This is a genomic window from Cellulomonas telluris (genome assembly GCF_004886325.1).
Lineage (GTDB): Bacteria > Actinomycetota > Actinomycetes > Actinomycetales > Cellulomonadaceae > Cellulomonas > Cellulomonas telluris.
In genome coordinates this window covers 629,863-646,821 of the sequence record NZ_QXFN01000003.1, presented here as the reverse complement: position 1 = coordinate 646,821, position 16,959 = coordinate 629,863, and the positions used below count along the sequence as shown (strand labels likewise).

The window sequence follows — 16,959 nt, the reverse complement described above, 5'->3', positions numbered from 1 at the left end:
GCGTCAGTGCCCGGGCTCGGACCGCCAGCCGGCGTGCTTGCGGGACGCCACCCACGCCGCGACCTGCGTGCGCCGCTGCAGGCCCATCTTCGACAGCAGCGACGTGATGTGGTTCTTCACGGTCTTCTCGGCGACGCCGAGGCGCTCGGCGATCTCCCGGTTCGACAGGCCCTCGCCGATGAGGTCGAGCACGCGCAGCTCGCTGGGCGTCAGGCCCTCGGTGGGGTCCTCGTGCCCCGCCCGCCGGCGGGCCACCGTGCGCTCGTCCAGCAGCGTGCGGCCCGCCGCGACGGCGCGGATCACGTCCGTGATCTCGGCGCCCCGGACGCTCTTGAGCAGGTACGCCACCGCACCGGCCTCCAGCGCCGCGGCGAGGGCGTCGTCGTCGTCGAACGACGTGAGGACGACCGGACGTGCCGACGGCAGCTGCTCCCGCAGCGCGGTGATGAGGTCGATGCCGGTGCCGTCGGGCAGCTGCAGGTCCACGAGCAGCACCTGCGGCCGGACCAGCGTGGCGCGGCGCACGCCGTCGGCCACGGACCCCGCCTCGGCGACGACCGTCATGCCGTCGGTCCGCTCCACCACCTCCGCGATCCCCCGCCGCACCACCTCGTGGTCGTCGACGATCATCACGGTCACGGGCGTCGGCCGCGCGCCCGTGGGCGTCGGCGTCGAGTGGCTGGTCGCGGACACCGTGGCATCGTATCGAGGCGTGACGACGATCCTGCTGCCCACGACCGTCGACGGCGTGCCGGACCTGCCCGACGGGGTGCGGGTGGTCCGCTACGACGTCGCCGCCCCCCCGCCGCCGGAGGCCGCCGACGCCGAGGTCGTCGTCGTGTGGGGCAACCCGGCGGAGCGGCTGCGCGAGCTCGCGGCCGCCGCGCGGAGCGTGCGCTGGGTGCAGACCCTCATGGCGGGCCCGGACGCCGTCCTCGCCGCGGGCTTCCCGGACGACGCGGTCGTGACCTCGGGACGCGGCCTGCACGACGCCACGGTGACCGAGCACGTGCTCGCGCTCCTGCTCGCCGGGGTGCGCCGCGTGCCCGACCTCGTGCGCGCCCAGCAGGAGCACCGGTGGGCCGGCGAGCTCGGCGGCCTGCAGCCCCTGCACCCCGCCGGCGAGGTGCGCACGCTGCTCGGCGCGCACGTCACCGTGTGGGGCTTCGGGTCGATCGCCGCCCGGCTGGCGCCGGTGCTGCGGGCCCTCGGCGCCGAGGTCACGGGCGTGGCCCGCACGGCCGGCGAGCGCCACGGCACGCGCGTGGTCACGGCGGACGACCTGCCCGACGTGCTGCCCCGCACCGACGTGCTCGTCGGGCTGCTGCCCGACCTGCCCGGCACGCGCGGCGCCATCGACGCGCACGTCCTCGACCTGCTGCCCACGGGCGCGTGGCTGGTGAACGCGGGGCGCGGCAGCACGCTCGACGAGGACGCGCTGCTCGCGGCCGTCCGCGGCGGACGGCTCGGCGGGGCGGCGCTCGACGTGTTCGCGACCGAGCCGCTGCCGGCCGACTCGCCGCTGTGGGACGAGCCGCGCGTGCTGGTCAGCCCGCACGCGGCCGGCGGGAGGCCCGTCGGCTGGGAGGACCTCGTCGCGGACAACGCGGCACGGTTCGTCGCCGGCCGTCCGCTGCGCAACGTCGTCGAGCGGTAGGCGCTACCAGCGCCCGTGCCGCGGCCGCGGCTGGCAGCGCGGGCACGTGTACGACGAGCGGTTCATGAACGCGTCCCGGCGCACGGGCGTGCCGCAGCGCGGGCACGGGCGGCCCTCCTGGCCGTAGACGGCCAGCGACCGGTCGAAGTACCCGGAGGCGCCGTTCACGTTGACGTAGAGGGCGTCGAAGCTCGTCCCGCCGGCGGCGAGCGCGGCCGTCATCACCTCGGTCGCGCCGTCGAGGGCACGCAGCACCTCGGGGCGGCGGAGGGTGTCCGTGGCCCGCGCGTAGTGCAGCCGGGCGCGCCAGAGGCCCTCGTCCGCGTAGATGTTGCCGATCCCGGAGACGAGCGTCTGGTCGAGCAGCGCGCGCTTGACGCCGGTGCGCCGTCGGCGCACCGCCTCGACGAGGGCCGGTCGGTCCAGCGCCGGGTCGAGCAGGTCCCGGGCGATGTGCGCCACCGGCACCGGGACGACCGCCCGCGCGGAGCCGAGGCCGCCGGGAGCGCCGTCGGGCGTCGCGACCAGGTCCGGGACGGACAGGTGCCCGAACGTGCGCTGGTCGACGAAGTCGAGCGTGGAGCCGTCGTCGAGCGCCAGCCGCACCCGCAGGTGCGGGTGCTCGACCGGCCCGGGCGGCCCCGGGGCGGCGACGGGGTCGAGGGGCGTCGCGGCGTCGCCTCCCGTGGCGGCCGGGCCGCGGACGAGCAGCTGGCCGCTCATCCCGAGGTGCGCGAGGAGCGCGTCGTCCCCGCGCCCGCTGCCCTCGTCGAGCAGGAGCCACAGGAACTTGCCCCGCCGGACGGCCGCGTCCAGCCGGCGCCCCCGCAGGCGGGCCGCGAAGTCCGCCGGTCCGCCCTCGTGGCGGCGCACCGAGTAGTCCCGGCGGACGTCGACGTCGAGCACCGTGCGCCCGAGGACGTGCCGCGCGAGCCCGTCACGGACGGTCTCGACCTCGGGGAGCTCGGGCACGCCGGTCAGGCCTCGGGCGCGACCGGCACCTCGGGCGCCGGGGCCGCGGCCTCGCGCGCGGCCGACAGGGTCGCGTACGCCGCGGCGGCGGCCTCCTGCTCCGCGAGCTTCTTGGCCGTGCCCGTGCCGGTGCCGCGCACCTCGCCACCCACGACCGCGTGGGCGGTGAACGTGCGCGCGTGGTCCGGTCCCTCGCCGGTGACGTCGTACTGCGGTGCGCCGAGGCCCAGGAGGGCGGACAGCTCCTGCAGCGAGGTCTTCCAGTCGAGGCCCGCGCCGAGGTCGGCGGCGGCCTCGAGCGTCGGGCTCACGAGCCGGTCGACGAGCTCGCGCGCCGTCTCGAGCCCGTGCGAGAGGTAGACCGCACCGAAGAGCGCCTCGAGCATGTCGGACAGGATCGAGTCCTTGTCGGCGCCGCCGGTGGCGAGCTCGCCCTTGCCGAGCAGCACGTACGCGCCGAGGTCGAGCGTGCGCGCCACGCGTGCGAGCGCACGCTGGGAGACCGTCGCGGCCCGCATCTTCGCCAGGTCGCCCTCGGACAGGTCCGGGTACGCGCGGTACAGGTGCTCGGTGACCACGAGCCCCAGGACGGTGTCGCCGAGGAACTCGAGCCGCTCGTTGGTCGGGATGCCACCCGCCTCGTGCGCGAACGACCGGTGCGTCAGCGCGAGCACGAGAAGCTCGGGGTCCAGGCGGACCCCGAGCTTCTCGAGGAGCGAGTCGGCAGCCGTGACCGCACGGGCGCCGCGGCGGGCGTCAGGTGTGCCGGTCATCGGGCCGCGGGCGTCAGCCGGCGTCGTGCTCGCTGCGCACGGCCTCCGCGTAGCGGCGGCCGTTGTAGGCGCCGCAGGACGGGCACGCGACGTGCGGCTTCGTCTGCGACTTGCACTGGGGGCACGTCGTGAGCGTCGTGGCAGTGGTCTTCCACTGCGACCGACGCGCACGGGTGTTGCTGCGCGACATCTTGCGCTTGGGAACCGCCACGGTCAGCTCTCTCTCTGTTCGTCGTCAGTGCTCACCAGGCTGCCGAGGGCTGCCCAGCGAGGGTCGATCGTCTCGTGCTGGTGGTCCGGGTCGTCCGCGAGCCGCGCGCCGCACTCCGAGCACAGGCCCGGGCAGTCCGGCCCGCACAGGGGCCGGAACGGCAGCGCGGTCACGACCGCGTCCCGCAGCGCGGGCTCGAGGTCGACCAGGTCGTCCTCGAGCTCACGCACGTCCTCGTCCTCGTCGCCCGCCGTCTGCGCCGCCTCGGCACGCTCGGGGTAGACGTACAGCTCCTGCAGCGGGACGTCGAGGGGCTCGACGACACGCTCCAGGCACCGCACGCACTCCCCGACGGCCTCGCCGCGGATCGAGCCGGTGACCAGGACGCCTTCCATGACCGCCTCGAGCCGCAGGTCCAGCTCGAGGTCGCTCCCGGACGGCACGCCGATCATGCCGGTGCCGAGCTCGTCGGGTGCGGGGAGCGTCCGCTGCACGGTCCGCGTCGATCCCGGACGTCGGCCGAGCTCGTGGGTGTCGAGCACGAACGGCGAGCGGGGATCGAGGTGGGTCGGGCGCACGGTGCGGTCCCCCTCGTTCCTGGGCGTCCGGTGCGCGTGGGCGCGCCGGACGTCGGGTGGCGATGTCATGACGAGTCGGCCCCGCCGCAACCGGCCGAGCCAACCGTCAACTGTACGGCACGGCGGCGGGGCTCCCAAACCGCGGGCGTTGTGACGTCCCGCGGGCGACCGCGCAGCCCTCGACGGCGGGCGGGTCGAGTCAGGCGCCCTCGCCCGGCGCCAGCCGGCCCGCGAGCTTCGCGCGGCCCGCCTGCACCTGGCTGAGCACCTTGCCGAGGTCGATCTCGAAGTCGGCCAGCCGGCGGTCGCAGTAGTCGTCCGCGTCGCGCCGCAGCGCCTCCGCGTTCTCCTGCGCGTCCGCCACGATCTGCGCGGCCCGCGCCTGCGCCTCCGCGACGACCGCCTCCTGCTCGACCAGCTCGGCGGCGCGGGCACGCGCACGCGCCAGCACGGCCTCCGCCTCCGCCTGGGCGGCCGCACGCGCGGCGTCCGCGTCCGCGAGGACCGCGTCCGCCCGGTGCAGCTGGGTGGGCAGCGCGGCCCGCACCTGGTCGACGAGCTCGAGGATCTCCGCCCGGTTCACCAGCACCGACGACGACATCGGCATCGCGCGGGCCGCCACGACGGCCTGCTCGATGGCGTCCAGCACGCCGGCGACCCCGCCCGTGCGCTCCTCGTCCGGCTCGTGCACCACGCCCCGCACGTCCTCGCTCATCGTCCGTCCCCTCCCTGGCGGGCCCGCGCGTCCAGCGCCCGGTGCACCGCCGCCGCCACCGGCTCCGGCACGAGGTCGTCGATCCGTCCCCCGTGCCGCGCCACGTCCTTGACCAGCGAGGACGCCACGTGCGCCAGCGCCGGGTCACCGAGCACGAACACCGTCTCGACCCCGGACAGGTGCCGGTTCATCAGCGCCATCGGCACCTCGGCGTCCACGTCCGCACCCCCGCGCAGGCCCTTGACGACCGCGCACGCGCCGAGGTCGCGCACGAGGTCGACCAGCAGGCCCTGCGTGCCGACGACCCGCACGCCGTCGACGCCCGCGAGCGCCTGCGACGCCAGGGCGACGCGCTCGTCGGCGGCGAGGAGCGGCTGCTTGGTGGAGTTGTGCGCCACCGCGACCACGACCTCGTCGAACAGGGTGCGCGCGCGGTGGACGACGTCCACGTGTCCGAGCGTCAGCGGGTCGAACGACCCGGGGCACACGGCGATCCTCACGCACGCCAACCTACGTCACGGACCCGCGACGGCACCCGCCGTGCCCCCGGCGCGGCGCACCACCCGCACGGTGCTCGTCCCCCGCGGGCGGCCGCAGTACGGTCCGGTCGCATGGACGACCCGCGACCGGCACGCGCGGAGGACCTGCCCGCGATCCGCACCGTCTGCGCGCTGGCGTACGCGGAGAACCCCCTGATGGCGTGGGTGCTGCCCGTGCGCTCGACGCGGGAGGACGCGTGCGCGGCCTGGCTCGGGCCGGCGCTCGAGCGCTACCTCGCGGTCGGGCACGTCGACGTGCTGACGGCCGGCGCGGTCGGTGCACCCGCCGGGGACGCCGACGAGGTGGTCGCGGTCGCGGCGTGGCGCCCCCGGGCGGCGGACGGGGCACCCGAGCCCCCGCTGCGGCTGCCGCGCCCGGCCGGGGTCCTGCGCGCCCTCGTCGGGCCCTCGCGGGCGGACGAGGTGCTGTCCGCCCTCGCCGCGACCGGGGCCCACGCCCCCGCCCGGCCGGGTGCGTACCTCAACTACCTCGCGGTGCACCCCGCGTACCAGCGGCGCGGCCTGGGCGGGACGCTGCTGCGCCACGGCCTGCGCGCCCTCGCCGGCTCCCCCTGGCGCGGCACGCCGTGGCTCGCGACGAGCGACCCCACCAACGTGCCCTTCTACGCACGGCACGGCTTCGCGGCGGCCGGCGCGTTCACGCTCGGCACCGACGGCCCGCGGCTGACGGTGATGCACGGCCGCGGCTGAGGCGGCCGCGCCGACCGCGGGGTCGGCGCGCCGGCGCCGCGCGCACGCGTCAGGCGGGGTGCTCGCCGAACCACACCTGCGTCTCCCCGTACCGCCGGTCGTCGAGCGCGACGAGCGGTGCCGGCCAGCGCGGCGCCGCCGCGCGCGCCGAGCGCTCCACGACGACGACGGCCCCGGGCGCGGTGCCCCGCGCCACCCCCTCGAGGGCGGACGCGAGCGCCGCGTCCCCGAGGTCGTACGGCGGGTCGAGCAGGACGAGGTCGAAGAGCGGCTGGTCCAGGCGGGCGACGTAGCGGTCCACGGTGTCCGCGACGACGTCGACCCGGTCCGCGAGCCCGAGGGCGCGGACGTTGCGCCGGCACGCGTCGACCGCGACGCGCGCGCTGTCCACCAGGACGACGTGGGCGGCGCCGCGGCTGGCCGCCTCGAGCCCCAGCGCACCGGAGCCGGCGTAGAGGTCGAGCACACGCGCGCCGTCGACGGCGTCGAGGTGCTCGAGCCGGGAGAACAGGGCCTCCCGGACCCGCTCGCTCGTCGGGCGCGTGCCCTTGGCGGGGACCACGAGCGTCCGGCCCCCGGCCGTGCCCGCCACGATCCGCGTCATGCCGCGCCCCCTGCTCCTCCGGCGGCGGGGCGGCCGCGCTGCTCCCCCTCGAGCGACCGCTCGAACCAGCCCTTCTCGTGCGTCGAGGACGCGACCAGGACGGCCACCGCCGACAGCACGACCTGCGCCGTCACGACGGGGGTCGTCACCGCCGCGACCCCGATCGCGACCCACAGCGGCAGCAGGCACAGCGCGACGAGGTCGGGCCCCTTGGACAGGACGGCCAGCGCTCCCAGCGGGAGCGCACCGGCCTCCGTGATGACCAGGCGCCCGCCCCACTCGGGCGCGGGGCGGTACGCGGCACGCACGGCGGCCGCGGCCCAGACCGGCGCCGACGCGACGGCCAGGACGAGCCAGTCGAGGAGGGGACCCTCGGACCACAGCGCGACCGCACCCAGCGTGACCGCGGACCACCCGAGAGCCACCAGGCCCGGCACGACCATGCGCAGCCGCCGCACGGTGGTGTGCCGCAGCGGCAGGGAACGGTCGAGCACCGGCGCCATCTGCGCCCACCGGGCGCCGTCCGCCGCCGCGCTCGCCGCCGCCGCACCGGCGACGAGCACCGCGACCAGGACTCCCACGGGGCTCGCGAGCTGCGGCACCACGGTCACGAGGACCGGCACGAGCACCGCGACGCCCAGCTGCACCAGGTGCCGCGTCGAGCGCCGCAGGAGCACGAGGTCGGCGGTCACGAGCGCCGTCGCCGGGCCCCGGACCGTCCGCAGCCGGGACGACCACCGCCGGCCGGGCCGCAGCACGGCGCCCGCGAGGGCCCGCCCGAGCTCGCGCGAGTCGAGGGAGACGACGGCGCCGAGGGCCTGCGCCGCCACGGACCCGCTGTCGCGCACGGTGCGGGCCGGCAGCCGCCCGAGTCGCGCGTCGAGCACGGCCGCGAGCGCGGCGACGACGAGCGCGACGGCGACGACCACGGCCCACCCGGGGACCGGCAGGGTCGAGGGCGCCGCACCGGACAGCGCGAGCACCGCGGCCCCGACCGGCGCCGCGACCATGAGGAGGTCCCCGGTCAGCGCCGTCGCCCGGCGCGGCAGGCCGGCGGACTGCACGAGCGCCGCGGCGAGCACGACCGCGGCGGCCCCCAGCGCCGCGACCAGCGCCGCGCGCAGCAGGCCGGCGCCGGTGTGCCCGAGCAGGCCGGCGGACAGGAGCGTGACGAGGACGGCCGCCGCGGGCGCGGCCAGGACCGGCAGCCGGGCGGCAGCCGGGCGCAGCAGTCCGCGCCGCTCCACGGGCAGCGTCAGCCACCACACGGCCTCGGCACCGCCGGCACCCACGGGGCCGAGCCGTCCGGCGAGCGAGAGCAGCGCGCCGGCGGCCCCCACGAGGAGGACCGCGACGACGACCGGCAGGCTCAGCCCCACGGGCGGCGGGACCTCGGGCGGCGGCGGCAGCGCCACGCGCAGCTGCTGCACCGCGCCGAGCCCCACGCCGGCCGACACCGCGACGCTGACCAGCGCGGTGTACAGGTCGCCGAGCAGGGCACCCAGACGTCCCTCGCCCCGGCCGCGCGGCGCCCGGGCGGTGAATCGACGGATCGAGCGTGCCGCGGGGACGGTGCCGACGGGGTACGCCTGCACCGCCGTCACAGCACGACCCGCGCGATCCGGGCGGCCGCCTCACCGGCGGGCACGACCTCGACGGCGCGCTCGTCGACGTGGACAGCCTCGTCGCACACCTCGAGCACGAGGTCCGGGTCGTGGGTGGCGAGCAGGACGGCCCCGCCGGCCGCCGTCTCCGCCCGCAGCCGCTCGGCCAGGCGGGTGCGCATGCGACGGTCGAGGCGCTGCTCCGGCTCGTCGAGGACGAGCAGCGACCGCGGGCGGGCGAACCCCGCGGCGAGCAGCAGGCGCCGGCGCTGCCCCGACGAGAGCGCGACCGGCAGGGCCTGCGCGTGGTCCGCCAGCCCGAACTCCTCCAGCAGGTCGGCCACGTGCTCGCGTGCGTCGAGGACGCCGTGACCCCGGGCCGTGAGGTAGAGGTGCTCGGCGACCGTCAGCGCCGGGAAGTACGCGTCGTCGTCCAGCACGGCCGCGACCTGGCGGCGGAAGTCCGCCTCGCGCTCGTCCACGGGCCGGCCGAGGACCTCCACGGTGCCGGCGAGGGTCGGGAGCAGACCGAGCACGGTCTTGAGAACCGTGGACTTGCCGGACCCGTTCGCGCCGACGAGCGCGACGGCGCGGCCCGGCTCGAGCGTGAAGGAGACCGGGGGGCACACGGGCGCGGCGCCGTAGCCGACCTCGACGTCGTGCGCACGGACCGCGGGTGTCGCCATGGCGGTCAGGGTAGTCACGCGCGGTCCAGGTACTCCTCCCGCTCGCCCGCGAGCGAGCGGGCGATCGCGTCCTGCAGCGCCGGCCACGTGCCGAGCTCGGGGTCCGCGTCGACGAGCGCCCGCGCGTCGGTGCGGGCGCGGTCGATCACGTCGGCGTCGCGCGTGACGCGCAGCAGGCGCAGCGAGCTCCCGCGGCCGTGCTGGGCGGCGCCCAGCACGTCGCCCTCGTGCCGCAGCTCGAGGTCCAGGGCCGCCAGCGCGAAGCCGTCGGTCGTGGCGGCGAGCGTCTCGAGCCGCGCGTGCGCATCCGTGCCGGGCTCCGCGGCGCTGACGAGCAGGCACAGGCCCGGCCGGGTGCCGCGGCCCACGCGCCCCCGCAGCTGGTGCAGCTGGGAGATCCCGAACCGGTCGGCGTCCAGCACGACCATGACGGTGGCCTCCGGCACGTCGACGCCGACCTCGATCACGGTCGTCGAGACGAGCACGGGCGCGGCCCCGGACGCGAACGCCGCGAACGCGCGGTCCTTCTCGTCCGGCGTCATGCGGCCGTGCAGCAGCCCCACCTCGACACCCGCGAGCTCGGGTCGTCCGCGCAGCTCCTCGACCACCTCCGTGACGGCGCGCAGCGGACGGCGCGGTGCGGTGCCCCCCACCGTGTCCTGTGCCGCGGCGAGCAGGTCGGTGCCCTCGTCGTCCGGGGCGGGAGCGCCCCCGGCCGGGGCGTCGTCCGCGTCGATGCGGGCGCACACCACGTAGGCCCGCCCGCCGCGGTCGACCTCCTCGCGCACCCGCTGCCAGGTGCGGTCGGTCCACCGCGGGTTGTCCGCCGGGACGGCGTGCGTCGTGATGCCCTGGCGCCCCGCGGGCACCTGGTCGAGCACCGACGTCTCGAGGTCGCCGAACACGGTCATGGCGACGGTGCGCGGGATGGGTGTCGCGGTCATGACCAGCGTGTGCGGTGTGCGTGCCGCCTTGGCGCGCAACGCGTCGCGCTGCTCGACGCCGAACCGGTGCTGCTCGTCGACGACCACGAGCCCCAGGTCGGCGAGCTGCACGTGCTCGGACAGCAGCGCGTGGGTGCCCACGACGATCCCCGCGCGGCCGCTCGCGGCGTCGAGCAGGGCCTCACGCCGGGCCGCCGCCGGCAGGGAGCCGGTCAGCAGCGCGACGCGGGTGGCGTCCTCGGCACCGCCCAGGAAGCCCCCGTCGGCGAGGTCGCCGAGCAGGTTGCGCAGGGTCCGCGCGTGCTGCGCGGCGAGCACCTCCGTCGGTGCCAGCAGTGCCGCCTGCCCGCCGGCGTCGACGACCTGGAGCATGGCGCGCAGCGCCACCACCGTCTTGCCCGAGCCCACCTCGCCCTGCAGCAGGCGCTGCATGGGCCGCGGGGCCGCGAGCTCGGCGGCGATCTCCTCGCCGACGGTGCGCTGCCCTGCCGTGAGCTCGAACGGCAGCCGCGCGTCGAACGCGTCGAGCAGGCCGCCGCTCCGCCGGGGTCGCGCGACCGCCTCCTCGCGTGCGGTGCGGGCGCGACGCCGGGCGAGCTCGGCCTGCAGCACGAGCGCCTCCTCGTAGCGGAGCCGGTCCCGGCCGCGGCGCCAGTCCTGCTCGTCGGCCGGCAGGTGCACCAGCCGCAGCGCCTCGAGCAGCGTCGGCAGGCCGTGCGCGGCGCGCAGGTCCGCCGGCACCGGGTCGGGCACGTCCTCCTCGCGCAGCGGGTCGAGCACCGTGCGCACGGCCTGCGCGACCTTCCACGACTCGAAGCCCGCGAACGCCGGGTAGACGGGGATCGGGCGGCTCGCGTCGAGCAGCGCCTCCTCCTCGTCGTGCGCGTCGTCCTCGGCGCCGAAGAGGCGGCACTCGGGGTGCATGAGCTGCAGGGTCCCCCGGTACAGCGAGACGACCCCCGTGAACAGCCCGCGCCGCCCGGTGCGCAGCTGGCTCTCGCGCCACTCGAGCTTGCGCTTGTGCGTCGCGAAGAACGTGAGCTCGAGCCGGCTGGTCCCGTCCGTGATCGTCGACTGGAGCAGGCCCTTGCCCTGCGACGTCGTGCGCAGGGACGTCCGCAGGACCTCCGCCACCACCGTCACGTGCTCGCCGACCGCGAGGCGGGAGACGTCGGTGAGGGTCCCCGGCTCGGCGTACCGGCGCGGGTAGTGCCGCAGCAGGTCCTCGGCCGTCTCGAGCCCGAGCTTGCCGAGCGCCTTGCCCGTGCGCGGGTTCGTCGCGCGCGCGAGCGGCACCGCCAGCGGGTCCGTCGTCAGCATCCGCGCCCCACCTCTCGTCCCCTCACCTCTCGTCCTGTCCCGGCCGGTCCGTCGCTCAGTCCACCCCGACCCACCAGCCGGGGTCCCCGGCCGGGCCGACGACGACCACCTCGAGCTCGGGCCGCGCCGCCCGCACCGCCTCCGTCACGGCCTCCACGACCGGGGCCGGGACGTCGCCGCCGTGCACCAGGGTCACCGCCTGCGGCTCGTCCCCGGCCGCCGCGAGCTGGTCGACCGCTGCGCGCACGAGCGCCGCCGACGACCCGGCGTCGTCGCCCGAGGCGGGCAGGAGCCGGTGTCGCAGCCGGTGCGTGGCGGCCCGCGCGGCGGCCTCGCCCGCCCCGGGGGCGGCGGCGAGCACGGCGAGGCACGCGACGACGGCGACGCCGTCCGGTGCCCCGTCGAGCACCGCCACCGGGGGCTGAGCTGCCGTGGCCGTACCGCCCCGTCGCGCGAGCGCACGCTCGTCCAGCCCCGCCCCGGCCGCGTCGAGCACCAGCACCGGACCGCTTCCCGCGTCCGTCACCGCGCGCCGCACCTGCGCGCCGGGAACCGCCGCGCCCGGCGCGACGACGAGCGTCACCGCCCCGGCCGTCGCGTACCAGCCCGCCAGCCCGGGCGACGGCGTCAGCACCACGATCCCCGGTCCCCCGTCGGGCCCGAGGTCCACCGCCCGGACCACGACCTGCTCACGCACCCCGGGCGCCACGAGCGCGAGCGCCGCCGCGGGGTCGTCCGTGTGGACGTGCGCGTGCAGACGCCCCCCGACCTCCGCGACCGCGACGGCGTCGCCCACGCCGCGCAGGGCGTCCGCGAGCCCCGCGGCACCGACGGCGGGCGCGGTGGCCGCGGTCCCGCCGTCCACCGGGCTCGACGGGACCTGCAGCAGGACCTCGAACGCCCCGCTCCCGCCGTGCCCGTGCGCGTCGTCGGGGAGGGCCGACGGGCCGGTCTCGGGCAGCCACGAGAGGTCGAGGTCGTCGGGCTGCGCGGCGCACCCGGTGCGCAGCGCGTGCGTGAGCGCGTCGAGCAGGACGAGCAGCGCGCACGCCCCGGCGTCCACGACGCGGGCGGCGCGCAGGACGTCGTGGCAGGCGCTGACCCGGCCCAGGTCGGCCCGTGCGGCCGCGGTGGCCGCCGCGAGCGCGTCGGCCGGCGTCGCACCCGCCGTCGTCGCGGTGCCCGCGTGGTCGGCGACGTCCCGCGCGACGGTCAGGACGGTGCCCTCCTGCGGGTCCGGGACGGCGGAGCGCGCGGCGGTCGCCGCCCGGGCGAGCGCCGCGGGCAGGTCCGCGGCCGCCCCGACCGCCGCGGCGAGCCCGCCGAGCCACTGGCTGACGATCACCCCCGAGCTGCCCCGGGCCGACTCGGCCGCGCCGGCGGCGAACGCGCGCGCCACCCGTGCGGCGTCGGCATCGGCGGGCAGCCCGGCGACGGCCTCGCCCCCGCCGGCCAGCGTGCGGTGGACGTTCGAGCCGGTGTCGGCGTCGGGGACCGGGAACACGTTCACGGCGTCGACCCGCGCGCGGGTGGCGGCGGACGCCGCCTGCGCACCGGCCGCCCACGCACGCAGGACCGCGACGTCGCCCAGCCCCTGGGCACCACCGTCCGCCGGACGGTCGCCGCCGTCGCGCGCGCCGTCCGCCCCCAGCACCCTCATCCGCACCCTTCCGTCGACCGGCGCCCGCGTGACGCCCGCCCCGATCGTGCCGCCCAGGGACCGCACCGGCCCGACGCATCCACGGTGCCGAGCACCGGAGCACTGTGCCTCACACCGCCCACATTTGGGCGCCACCCCAACTGTGGGCTAGCCTTGTCCGGTTGCCCGGACCCCGTCCGGCATCCCCACCGACTTCCCGACGCACCGTCGTGCGGTCGAGGCCGGTCATCCCAGGCGGATGACGGGCCCGGCCGAGGCCGTGTGCGCGGGTCGTGCACGAACCGGGCCGCGCGCCGGTCCGGGACAGACCAGAACCAGGAGAAGATCGTGGCTGCCAACTGCGACGTCTGCGCCAAGGGCCCGAGCTTCGGGCACAGCATCTCGCACTCGCACGTGCGCACGAAGCGCCGCTGGAACCCGAACATCCAGCGGGTCCGCGTCGTCGTGGCGGGTACCCCGAAGCGCCTCAACGTGTGCACCTCGTGCCTCAAGGCCGGCAAGGTCCAGCGCGCCGTCTGAGGTCGTGCACGGACGCCCCACGGGGCGTCCGCCCGCAGGAACCGTGACGAGGGCCCGTGAGCAACCGCTCACGGGCCCTCGTGCTGCGCCCGGAACACCCCGTACGCCTGTGCCGCCCCTCGGCCGTGTGGCACGCTGACCCCATGGTCGAGCCGATCGACGAGGTCCTCATCCGCCCCGCCACGCCCGACGACGCCGCCGCCATCGCCGACGTGCACGTGCGCTCCTGGCAGGAGGCCTACGCCGGGATCGTGCCCGACGACTACCTCAGCTCCCTCGACAGCGAGCAGCGCGCCCACCGCTGGCGCGAGCTGCTCGAGGCGGGCCCCGAGGACCGCGTCCGCACCCTCGTGGCCCAGTCGGGCGACCGGCTGCTCGGGTTCGCGTCCTACGGCCCGTCCCGCGACGAGGACGCGCGCCGCGGCGAGCGCGAGATCTACTCGATCTACCTCGACCCCGGCACGTGGGGCAGCGGTGTCGCGCGCGAGCTCATCCGCACCCTCGTCGCGGAGGTCGGCGAGCAGACGCCCCTGACCCTGTGGGTGCTCGCGAAGAACGAGCGCGCGCGGCACTTCTACCGGCGCCACGGCTTCCAGCCGGACGGCGTCGAGCGTCTCGACGACGTCGGCGGCGCCCAGCTCCTCGAGATCCGCTACCGCCGCGGCTGACCGCGCCGGCCGCCGACCGGGCCGGCCGGCCCGGGGCGGGCTCACGCCCCGAAGTGGTCCCACCCGGGCGAGCCGGTGCGCGGCGGTCGGCCGTCCACCAGGACGAGCTCCTCCGACCGCTCGCGGACCACGCCGAGCGGCCGGAAGCCGTCCGGCAGCGCCGCCCCCGGCGGGAACGTCGCGAGCAGGCCGTGGTCCTCCCCGCCGGCGAGCAGCCAGTCCTCCACGGGCACGTTCAGCGCGGCGGCGACCGGTCGCAGCCGGGCCGCGTCGTCCGCCAGCACGTCGGCGAGCGCCCCCAGGTCGAGCGTCACACCGCTGGCGCGCGCGAGGCGGCGCCCGTCGCGCAGCAGCCCGTCGGAGAGGTCGAGCATCGCGGTCGCGCCCGCGCGCGCCGCCGCGGGTCCGGCCGCCACGGGCGGCTCGGGCGCGAGGTACGCCGCGACGACCTCCGCGTCGACGTCCGCGCGGCCCGCCTTGAGCAGCGCCCACCCCGCCCCCGACCACCCGCAGCGCCCCGCGAGCGCGACGACGTCGCCCGGCCGGGCCCCCGTGCGCCGGACGGCCGGCCGGCCCTCGAGGTCGCCGTGGGCGGTCACGGACACGACCAGCACCGGCCCCGAGGACAGGTCGCCACCGACGACGCCGACGTCGAGCGGCCGGCACGCCGCACCCAGGCCCCGCGCCAGGCCCTCGACCCAGCTCACCGGGGTGTCCCCGGGGACGACCAGCCCCACGACGAGGGCGGTGGGTCGCGCCCCCATCGCGGCGACGTCGGCGAGGTTCTGCATGGCCGCGCGTCGGCCGACGTCGTCGCCGCTGGACCAGGCGCGCCGGAAGTGCACGTCCTCGACGAGCACGTCGCACGTGACGACGACGCGCCCGTCGGGGGCGGTCACGACGGCCGCGTCGTCCCCCGGCGGCACGAGGGTGCGCGACCCGACGGGCAGGTGCGGGAAGATCCGGTCGAGCAGGTCCTGCTCGGCGAGGTCACGGACGCGGGGACTCTCGGCGGGCACCCGCACACGCTAGACGCTCCGCCGGCGCGGTCGCACCGGCGCCCGGGAGCCCGCGCGCCGCCGGGTACCGTGGGGACGTGTCACCCCGCCGCGCCCTGCCCCTCGCCGCCGCGGCGCTCCTGGCCCTGACGGCCTGCGCCCCGGTCGTCGCGGTCGACGCCGCCCCGCACGCGACCGACCCCGTCTGCGCGTCCGTGGTGCTCGCGCTGCCCCAGCAGCTGTCGGACGCCCTGCCGCGCCTGAAGACGGACGCGCAGGCGACGACGGCCTGGGGCCGTCCCGACGCCGCCGTCGTGCTGCGCTGCGGGGTCGAGCCGCTCGGACCGACCACGGAGCGCTGCCAGTCGGTGAGCACGCCGAACGGCCCGACGATCGACTGGGTCGTCGTGGAGGAGTCCGGCGACTGGCGCTTCACGACGTACGGGCGGGTGCCCGCCGTCGAGGTGCTCGTCCCGGAGGCGGTGACGGCGTTCAGCACGACGTCGTTCGTCGACCTGCTCGGACCGGCGGTCGCGCTCACCGAGCAGGAGCGCACCTGCCTCTGACCGCTGCGGCCCTCCGCCCGCCCGCGGACGACGCCGGGCCCCTCTGTCAGCGCAGACCGGTGGGGCGCGCGAGCGCGAGCCCGACGAGCTCGTCGACCAGCTCGGGGTAGCTCATGCCCGTCGCCTCCCACATGCGCGGGTACATGGAGTACGGCGTGAAGCCGGGCATGGTGTTGATCTCGTTGACGACGACCTCGTCGTCGGGCGTGACGAACACGTCGACGCGTGCGAGGCCCTCGCACCCGACGGCGTCGAAAGCCCGAACGGCGACCTCACGGACGCGGTCCGTCACGTCCTCGGGCAGGTCGGCGGGGCAGGACAGCGTCACGCCGGCCTCGTCGAGGTACTTCGCCTCGAAGTCGTAGAACGTGTGCCGGTCGTCGGTGACGACGACCTCACCGGGCAGCGAGGCGCGCGCCGGGGCCCCGTCCCGCCCCCCGAGGACGCCGCACTCCACCTCGCGTCCCACGAGCGCCGTCTCGACGACGACCTTGGGGTCGTGCCGCCGGGCCTCGGCGACGGCCTCCTCGAGCTGGTCCCGCCGGTCGACGCGCGTGATGCCGAGGCTCGACCCGGCGCGGGCCGGCTTGACGAACAGCGGCAGGCCCAGGTCCGCGACGAGCGCGTCGAGCGTCGCCGCGTCGGGGCCGGCGCCGGCGGGCAGCACCCGGAACGGCCCGACGCGCAGCCCGGACCCGGCGAGGACGAGCTTCATCATGTGCTTGTCCATGCCCACCGCCGACGCGAGCACCCCGGAGCCGACGTACCGCACGTCGGCGAGCTCGAGGAGACCCTGGAGCGTGCCGTCCTCGCCGAACGGCCCGTGCAGCAGCGGGAACACGACGTCGACCACCCCGAGCGTGCGCGCGAGCCGCCCGCTCTCGACGACCTGCACGTCCCGCTCGACGGTGCCCTGCGGCAGCAGGACCCGGGTCGCGGTGTCCTCGACACGGGGCAGGCGGCCGTCCTCGATGACCCAGCGCGCGGGGTCGTCGTCCGCGAGCACCCACTGCCCGTCCGGTGTGATGCCGACGGCGACGACGTCGTAGCGGTCGCGGTCCAGCGCCCGCAGGACGCCGCCCGCGGTCGCGCAGGAGATGGCGTGCTCTCCGGAGCGGCCGCCGAAGAGGACCATCACCCGCGGTCGGGCCCCCCCGTCGGGGTGGCCGCTGGCCGGGGCGTCGGTGCTGGGTGCGGTCGTGGCGTCCATCGCCGCCCGACCCTACCGGGCGCC

At 77.4% G+C, this 16,959-nt stretch carries 19 protein-coding genes; 5 read left to right on the top strand and 14 right to left on the bottom strand.

Annotated features, from left to right (window positions below):
• Positions 1-3 precede the first annotated feature (3 nt).
• Positions 4-630, bottom strand: coding sequence for a response regulator (locus FB586_RS11805; RefSeq protein ID WP_136519486.1), 627 nt, complete (start codon positions 628-630; stop codon positions 4-6).
• 82 nt (positions 631-712) lie between these two features.
• On the opposite strand from FB586_RS11805, the gene FB586_RS11800 reads away from it, so the two are divergent.
• Positions 713-1,657, top strand: coding sequence for an NAD(P)-dependent oxidoreductase (locus FB586_RS11800; RefSeq protein WP_246036712.1), 945 nt, complete (start codon positions 713-715; stop codon positions 1,655-1,657).
• A 3-nt stretch (positions 1,658-1,660) separates the two neighbouring features.
• Here FB586_RS11800 and mutM read toward each other — a convergent pair whose 3' ends face one another.
• The 6 genes from mutM to coaD all read right to left on the bottom strand — a co-directional run bounded on the left by mutM (position 1,661) and on the right by coaD (position 5,406).
• Positions 1,661-2,629, bottom strand: a complete 969-nt coding sequence (gene mutM / locus FB586_RS11795; protein ID WP_136519484.1) for a bifunctional DNA-formamidopyrimidine glycosylase/DNA-(apurinic or apyrimidinic site) lyase — start codon at positions 2,627-2,629, stop codon at positions 1,661-1,663.
• A gap of 5 nt (positions 2,630-2,634) precedes the next feature.
• Positions 2,635-3,402 (bottom strand): ribonuclease III, encoded by a 768-nt coding sequence (gene rnc, locus FB586_RS11790; protein ID WP_136519483.1) that lies wholly within the window; start codon positions 3,400-3,402, stop codon positions 2,635-2,637.
• Between the two features lie 13 nt (positions 3,403-3,415).
• On the bottom strand, positions 3,416-3,613 hold the full coding sequence (gene rpmF, locus FB586_RS11785) for a 50S ribosomal protein L32 (RefSeq protein ID WP_136519482.1): 198 nt from the start codon (positions 3,611-3,613) through the stop codon (positions 3,416-3,418).
• A gap of 2 nt (positions 3,614-3,615) precedes the next feature.
• Positions 3,616-4,191: a YceD family protein gene (locus FB586_RS11780; RefSeq protein WP_246036711.1), complete on the bottom strand. Its 576-nt coding sequence runs from the start codon at positions 4,189-4,191 to the stop codon at positions 3,616-3,618.
• Positions 4,192-4,390: 199 nt separating this feature from the next.
• A complete protein-coding gene (locus tag FB586_RS11775; protein WP_136519480.1) occupies positions 4,391-4,906 on the bottom strand; it encodes a hypothetical protein in 516 nt (171 codons plus the stop codon).
• Positions 4,903-5,406, bottom strand: coding sequence for a pantetheine-phosphate adenylyltransferase (coaD, locus tag FB586_RS11770; RefSeq protein ID WP_136519479.1), 504 nt, complete (start codon positions 5,404-5,406; stop codon positions 4,903-4,905). The genes FB586_RS11775 and coaD overlap by 4 nt, the downstream gene beginning before the upstream one ends.
• A gap of 111 nt (positions 5,407-5,517) precedes the next feature.
• Between coaD and FB586_RS11765 the strand changes: the two genes are divergently transcribed.
• Entirely contained in the window at positions 5,518-6,156 is a 639-nt protein-coding gene (locus tag FB586_RS11765) for a GNAT family N-acetyltransferase (protein ID WP_136519478.1), read from the top strand.
• Positions 6,157-6,205: 49 nt separating this feature from the next.
• Here FB586_RS11765 and rsmD read toward each other — a convergent pair whose 3' ends face one another.
• From rsmD to FB586_RS11740, 5 genes are read right to left on the bottom strand one after another with little or no spacing between them, the layout of a single operon-like run.
• Positions 6,206-6,760: a 16S rRNA (guanine(966)-N(2))-methyltransferase RsmD gene (gene rsmD / locus FB586_RS11760; RefSeq protein ID WP_136519477.1), complete on the bottom strand. Its 555-nt coding sequence runs from the start codon at positions 6,758-6,760 to the stop codon at positions 6,206-6,208.
• Positions 6,757-8,364, bottom strand: coding sequence for a DUF6297 family protein (locus FB586_RS11755; RefSeq protein ID WP_136519476.1), 1,608 nt, complete (start codon positions 8,362-8,364; stop codon positions 6,757-6,759). Before FB586_RS11755 ends, rsmD begins: the two co-directional genes overlap by 4 nt.
• Entirely contained in the window at positions 8,361-9,050 is a 690-nt protein-coding gene (locus FB586_RS11750) for an ABC transporter ATP-binding protein (RefSeq protein ID WP_136519475.1), read from the bottom strand. Before FB586_RS11750 ends, FB586_RS11755 begins: the two co-directional genes overlap by 4 nt.
• 14 nt (positions 9,051-9,064) lie before the next feature.
• Positions 9,065-11,314: an ATP-dependent DNA helicase RecG gene (locus tag FB586_RS11745; RefSeq protein WP_136519474.1), complete on the bottom strand. Its 2,250-nt coding sequence runs from the start codon at positions 11,312-11,314 to the stop codon at positions 9,065-9,067.
• 55 nt (positions 11,315-11,369) lie between these two features.
• Positions 11,370-12,974, bottom strand: a complete 1,605-nt coding sequence (locus FB586_RS11740; protein ID WP_136519473.1) for a DAK2 domain-containing protein — start codon at positions 12,972-12,974, stop codon at positions 11,370-11,372.
• 327 nt (positions 12,975-13,301) lie between these two features.
• On the opposite strand from FB586_RS11740, the gene rpmB reads away from it, so the two are divergent.
• Both rpmB and FB586_RS11730 read left to right on the top strand, forming a co-directional pair.
• A complete protein-coding gene (gene rpmB / locus FB586_RS11735; protein ID WP_135974635.1) occupies positions 13,302-13,493 on the top strand; it encodes a 50S ribosomal protein L28 in 192 nt (63 codons plus the stop codon).
• A 143-nt stretch (positions 13,494-13,636) separates the two neighbouring features.
• Positions 13,637-14,161, top strand: coding sequence for a GNAT family N-acetyltransferase (locus FB586_RS11730; protein ID WP_136519472.1), 525 nt, complete (start codon positions 13,637-13,639; stop codon positions 14,159-14,161).
• A 41-nt stretch (positions 14,162-14,202) separates the two neighbouring features.
• Here the strand turns inward: FB586_RS11730 and FB586_RS11725 are convergent, their stop codons facing one another.
• The gene (locus FB586_RS11725; RefSeq protein WP_136519471.1) at positions 14,203-15,180 is read right to left on the bottom strand and encodes a thiamine-phosphate kinase; all 978 of its coding nucleotides are present in this window, start codon (positions 15,178-15,180) and stop codon (positions 14,203-14,205) included.
• A gap of 77 nt (positions 15,181-15,257) precedes the next feature.
• Between FB586_RS11725 and FB586_RS11720 the strand changes: the two genes are divergently transcribed.
• Entirely contained in the window at positions 15,258-15,725 is a 468-nt protein-coding gene (locus tag FB586_RS11720; protein ID WP_136519470.1) for a DUF3515 family protein, read from the top strand.
• Positions 15,726-15,771: 46 nt separating this feature from the next.
• Here the strand turns inward: FB586_RS11720 and FB586_RS11715 are convergent, their stop codons facing one another.
• Positions 15,772-16,935: a D-alanine--D-alanine ligase family protein gene (locus FB586_RS11715; RefSeq protein ID WP_136519469.1), complete on the bottom strand. Its 1,164-nt coding sequence runs from the start codon at positions 16,933-16,935 to the stop codon at positions 15,772-15,774.
• Positions 16,936-16,959 lie beyond the last annotated feature (24 nt).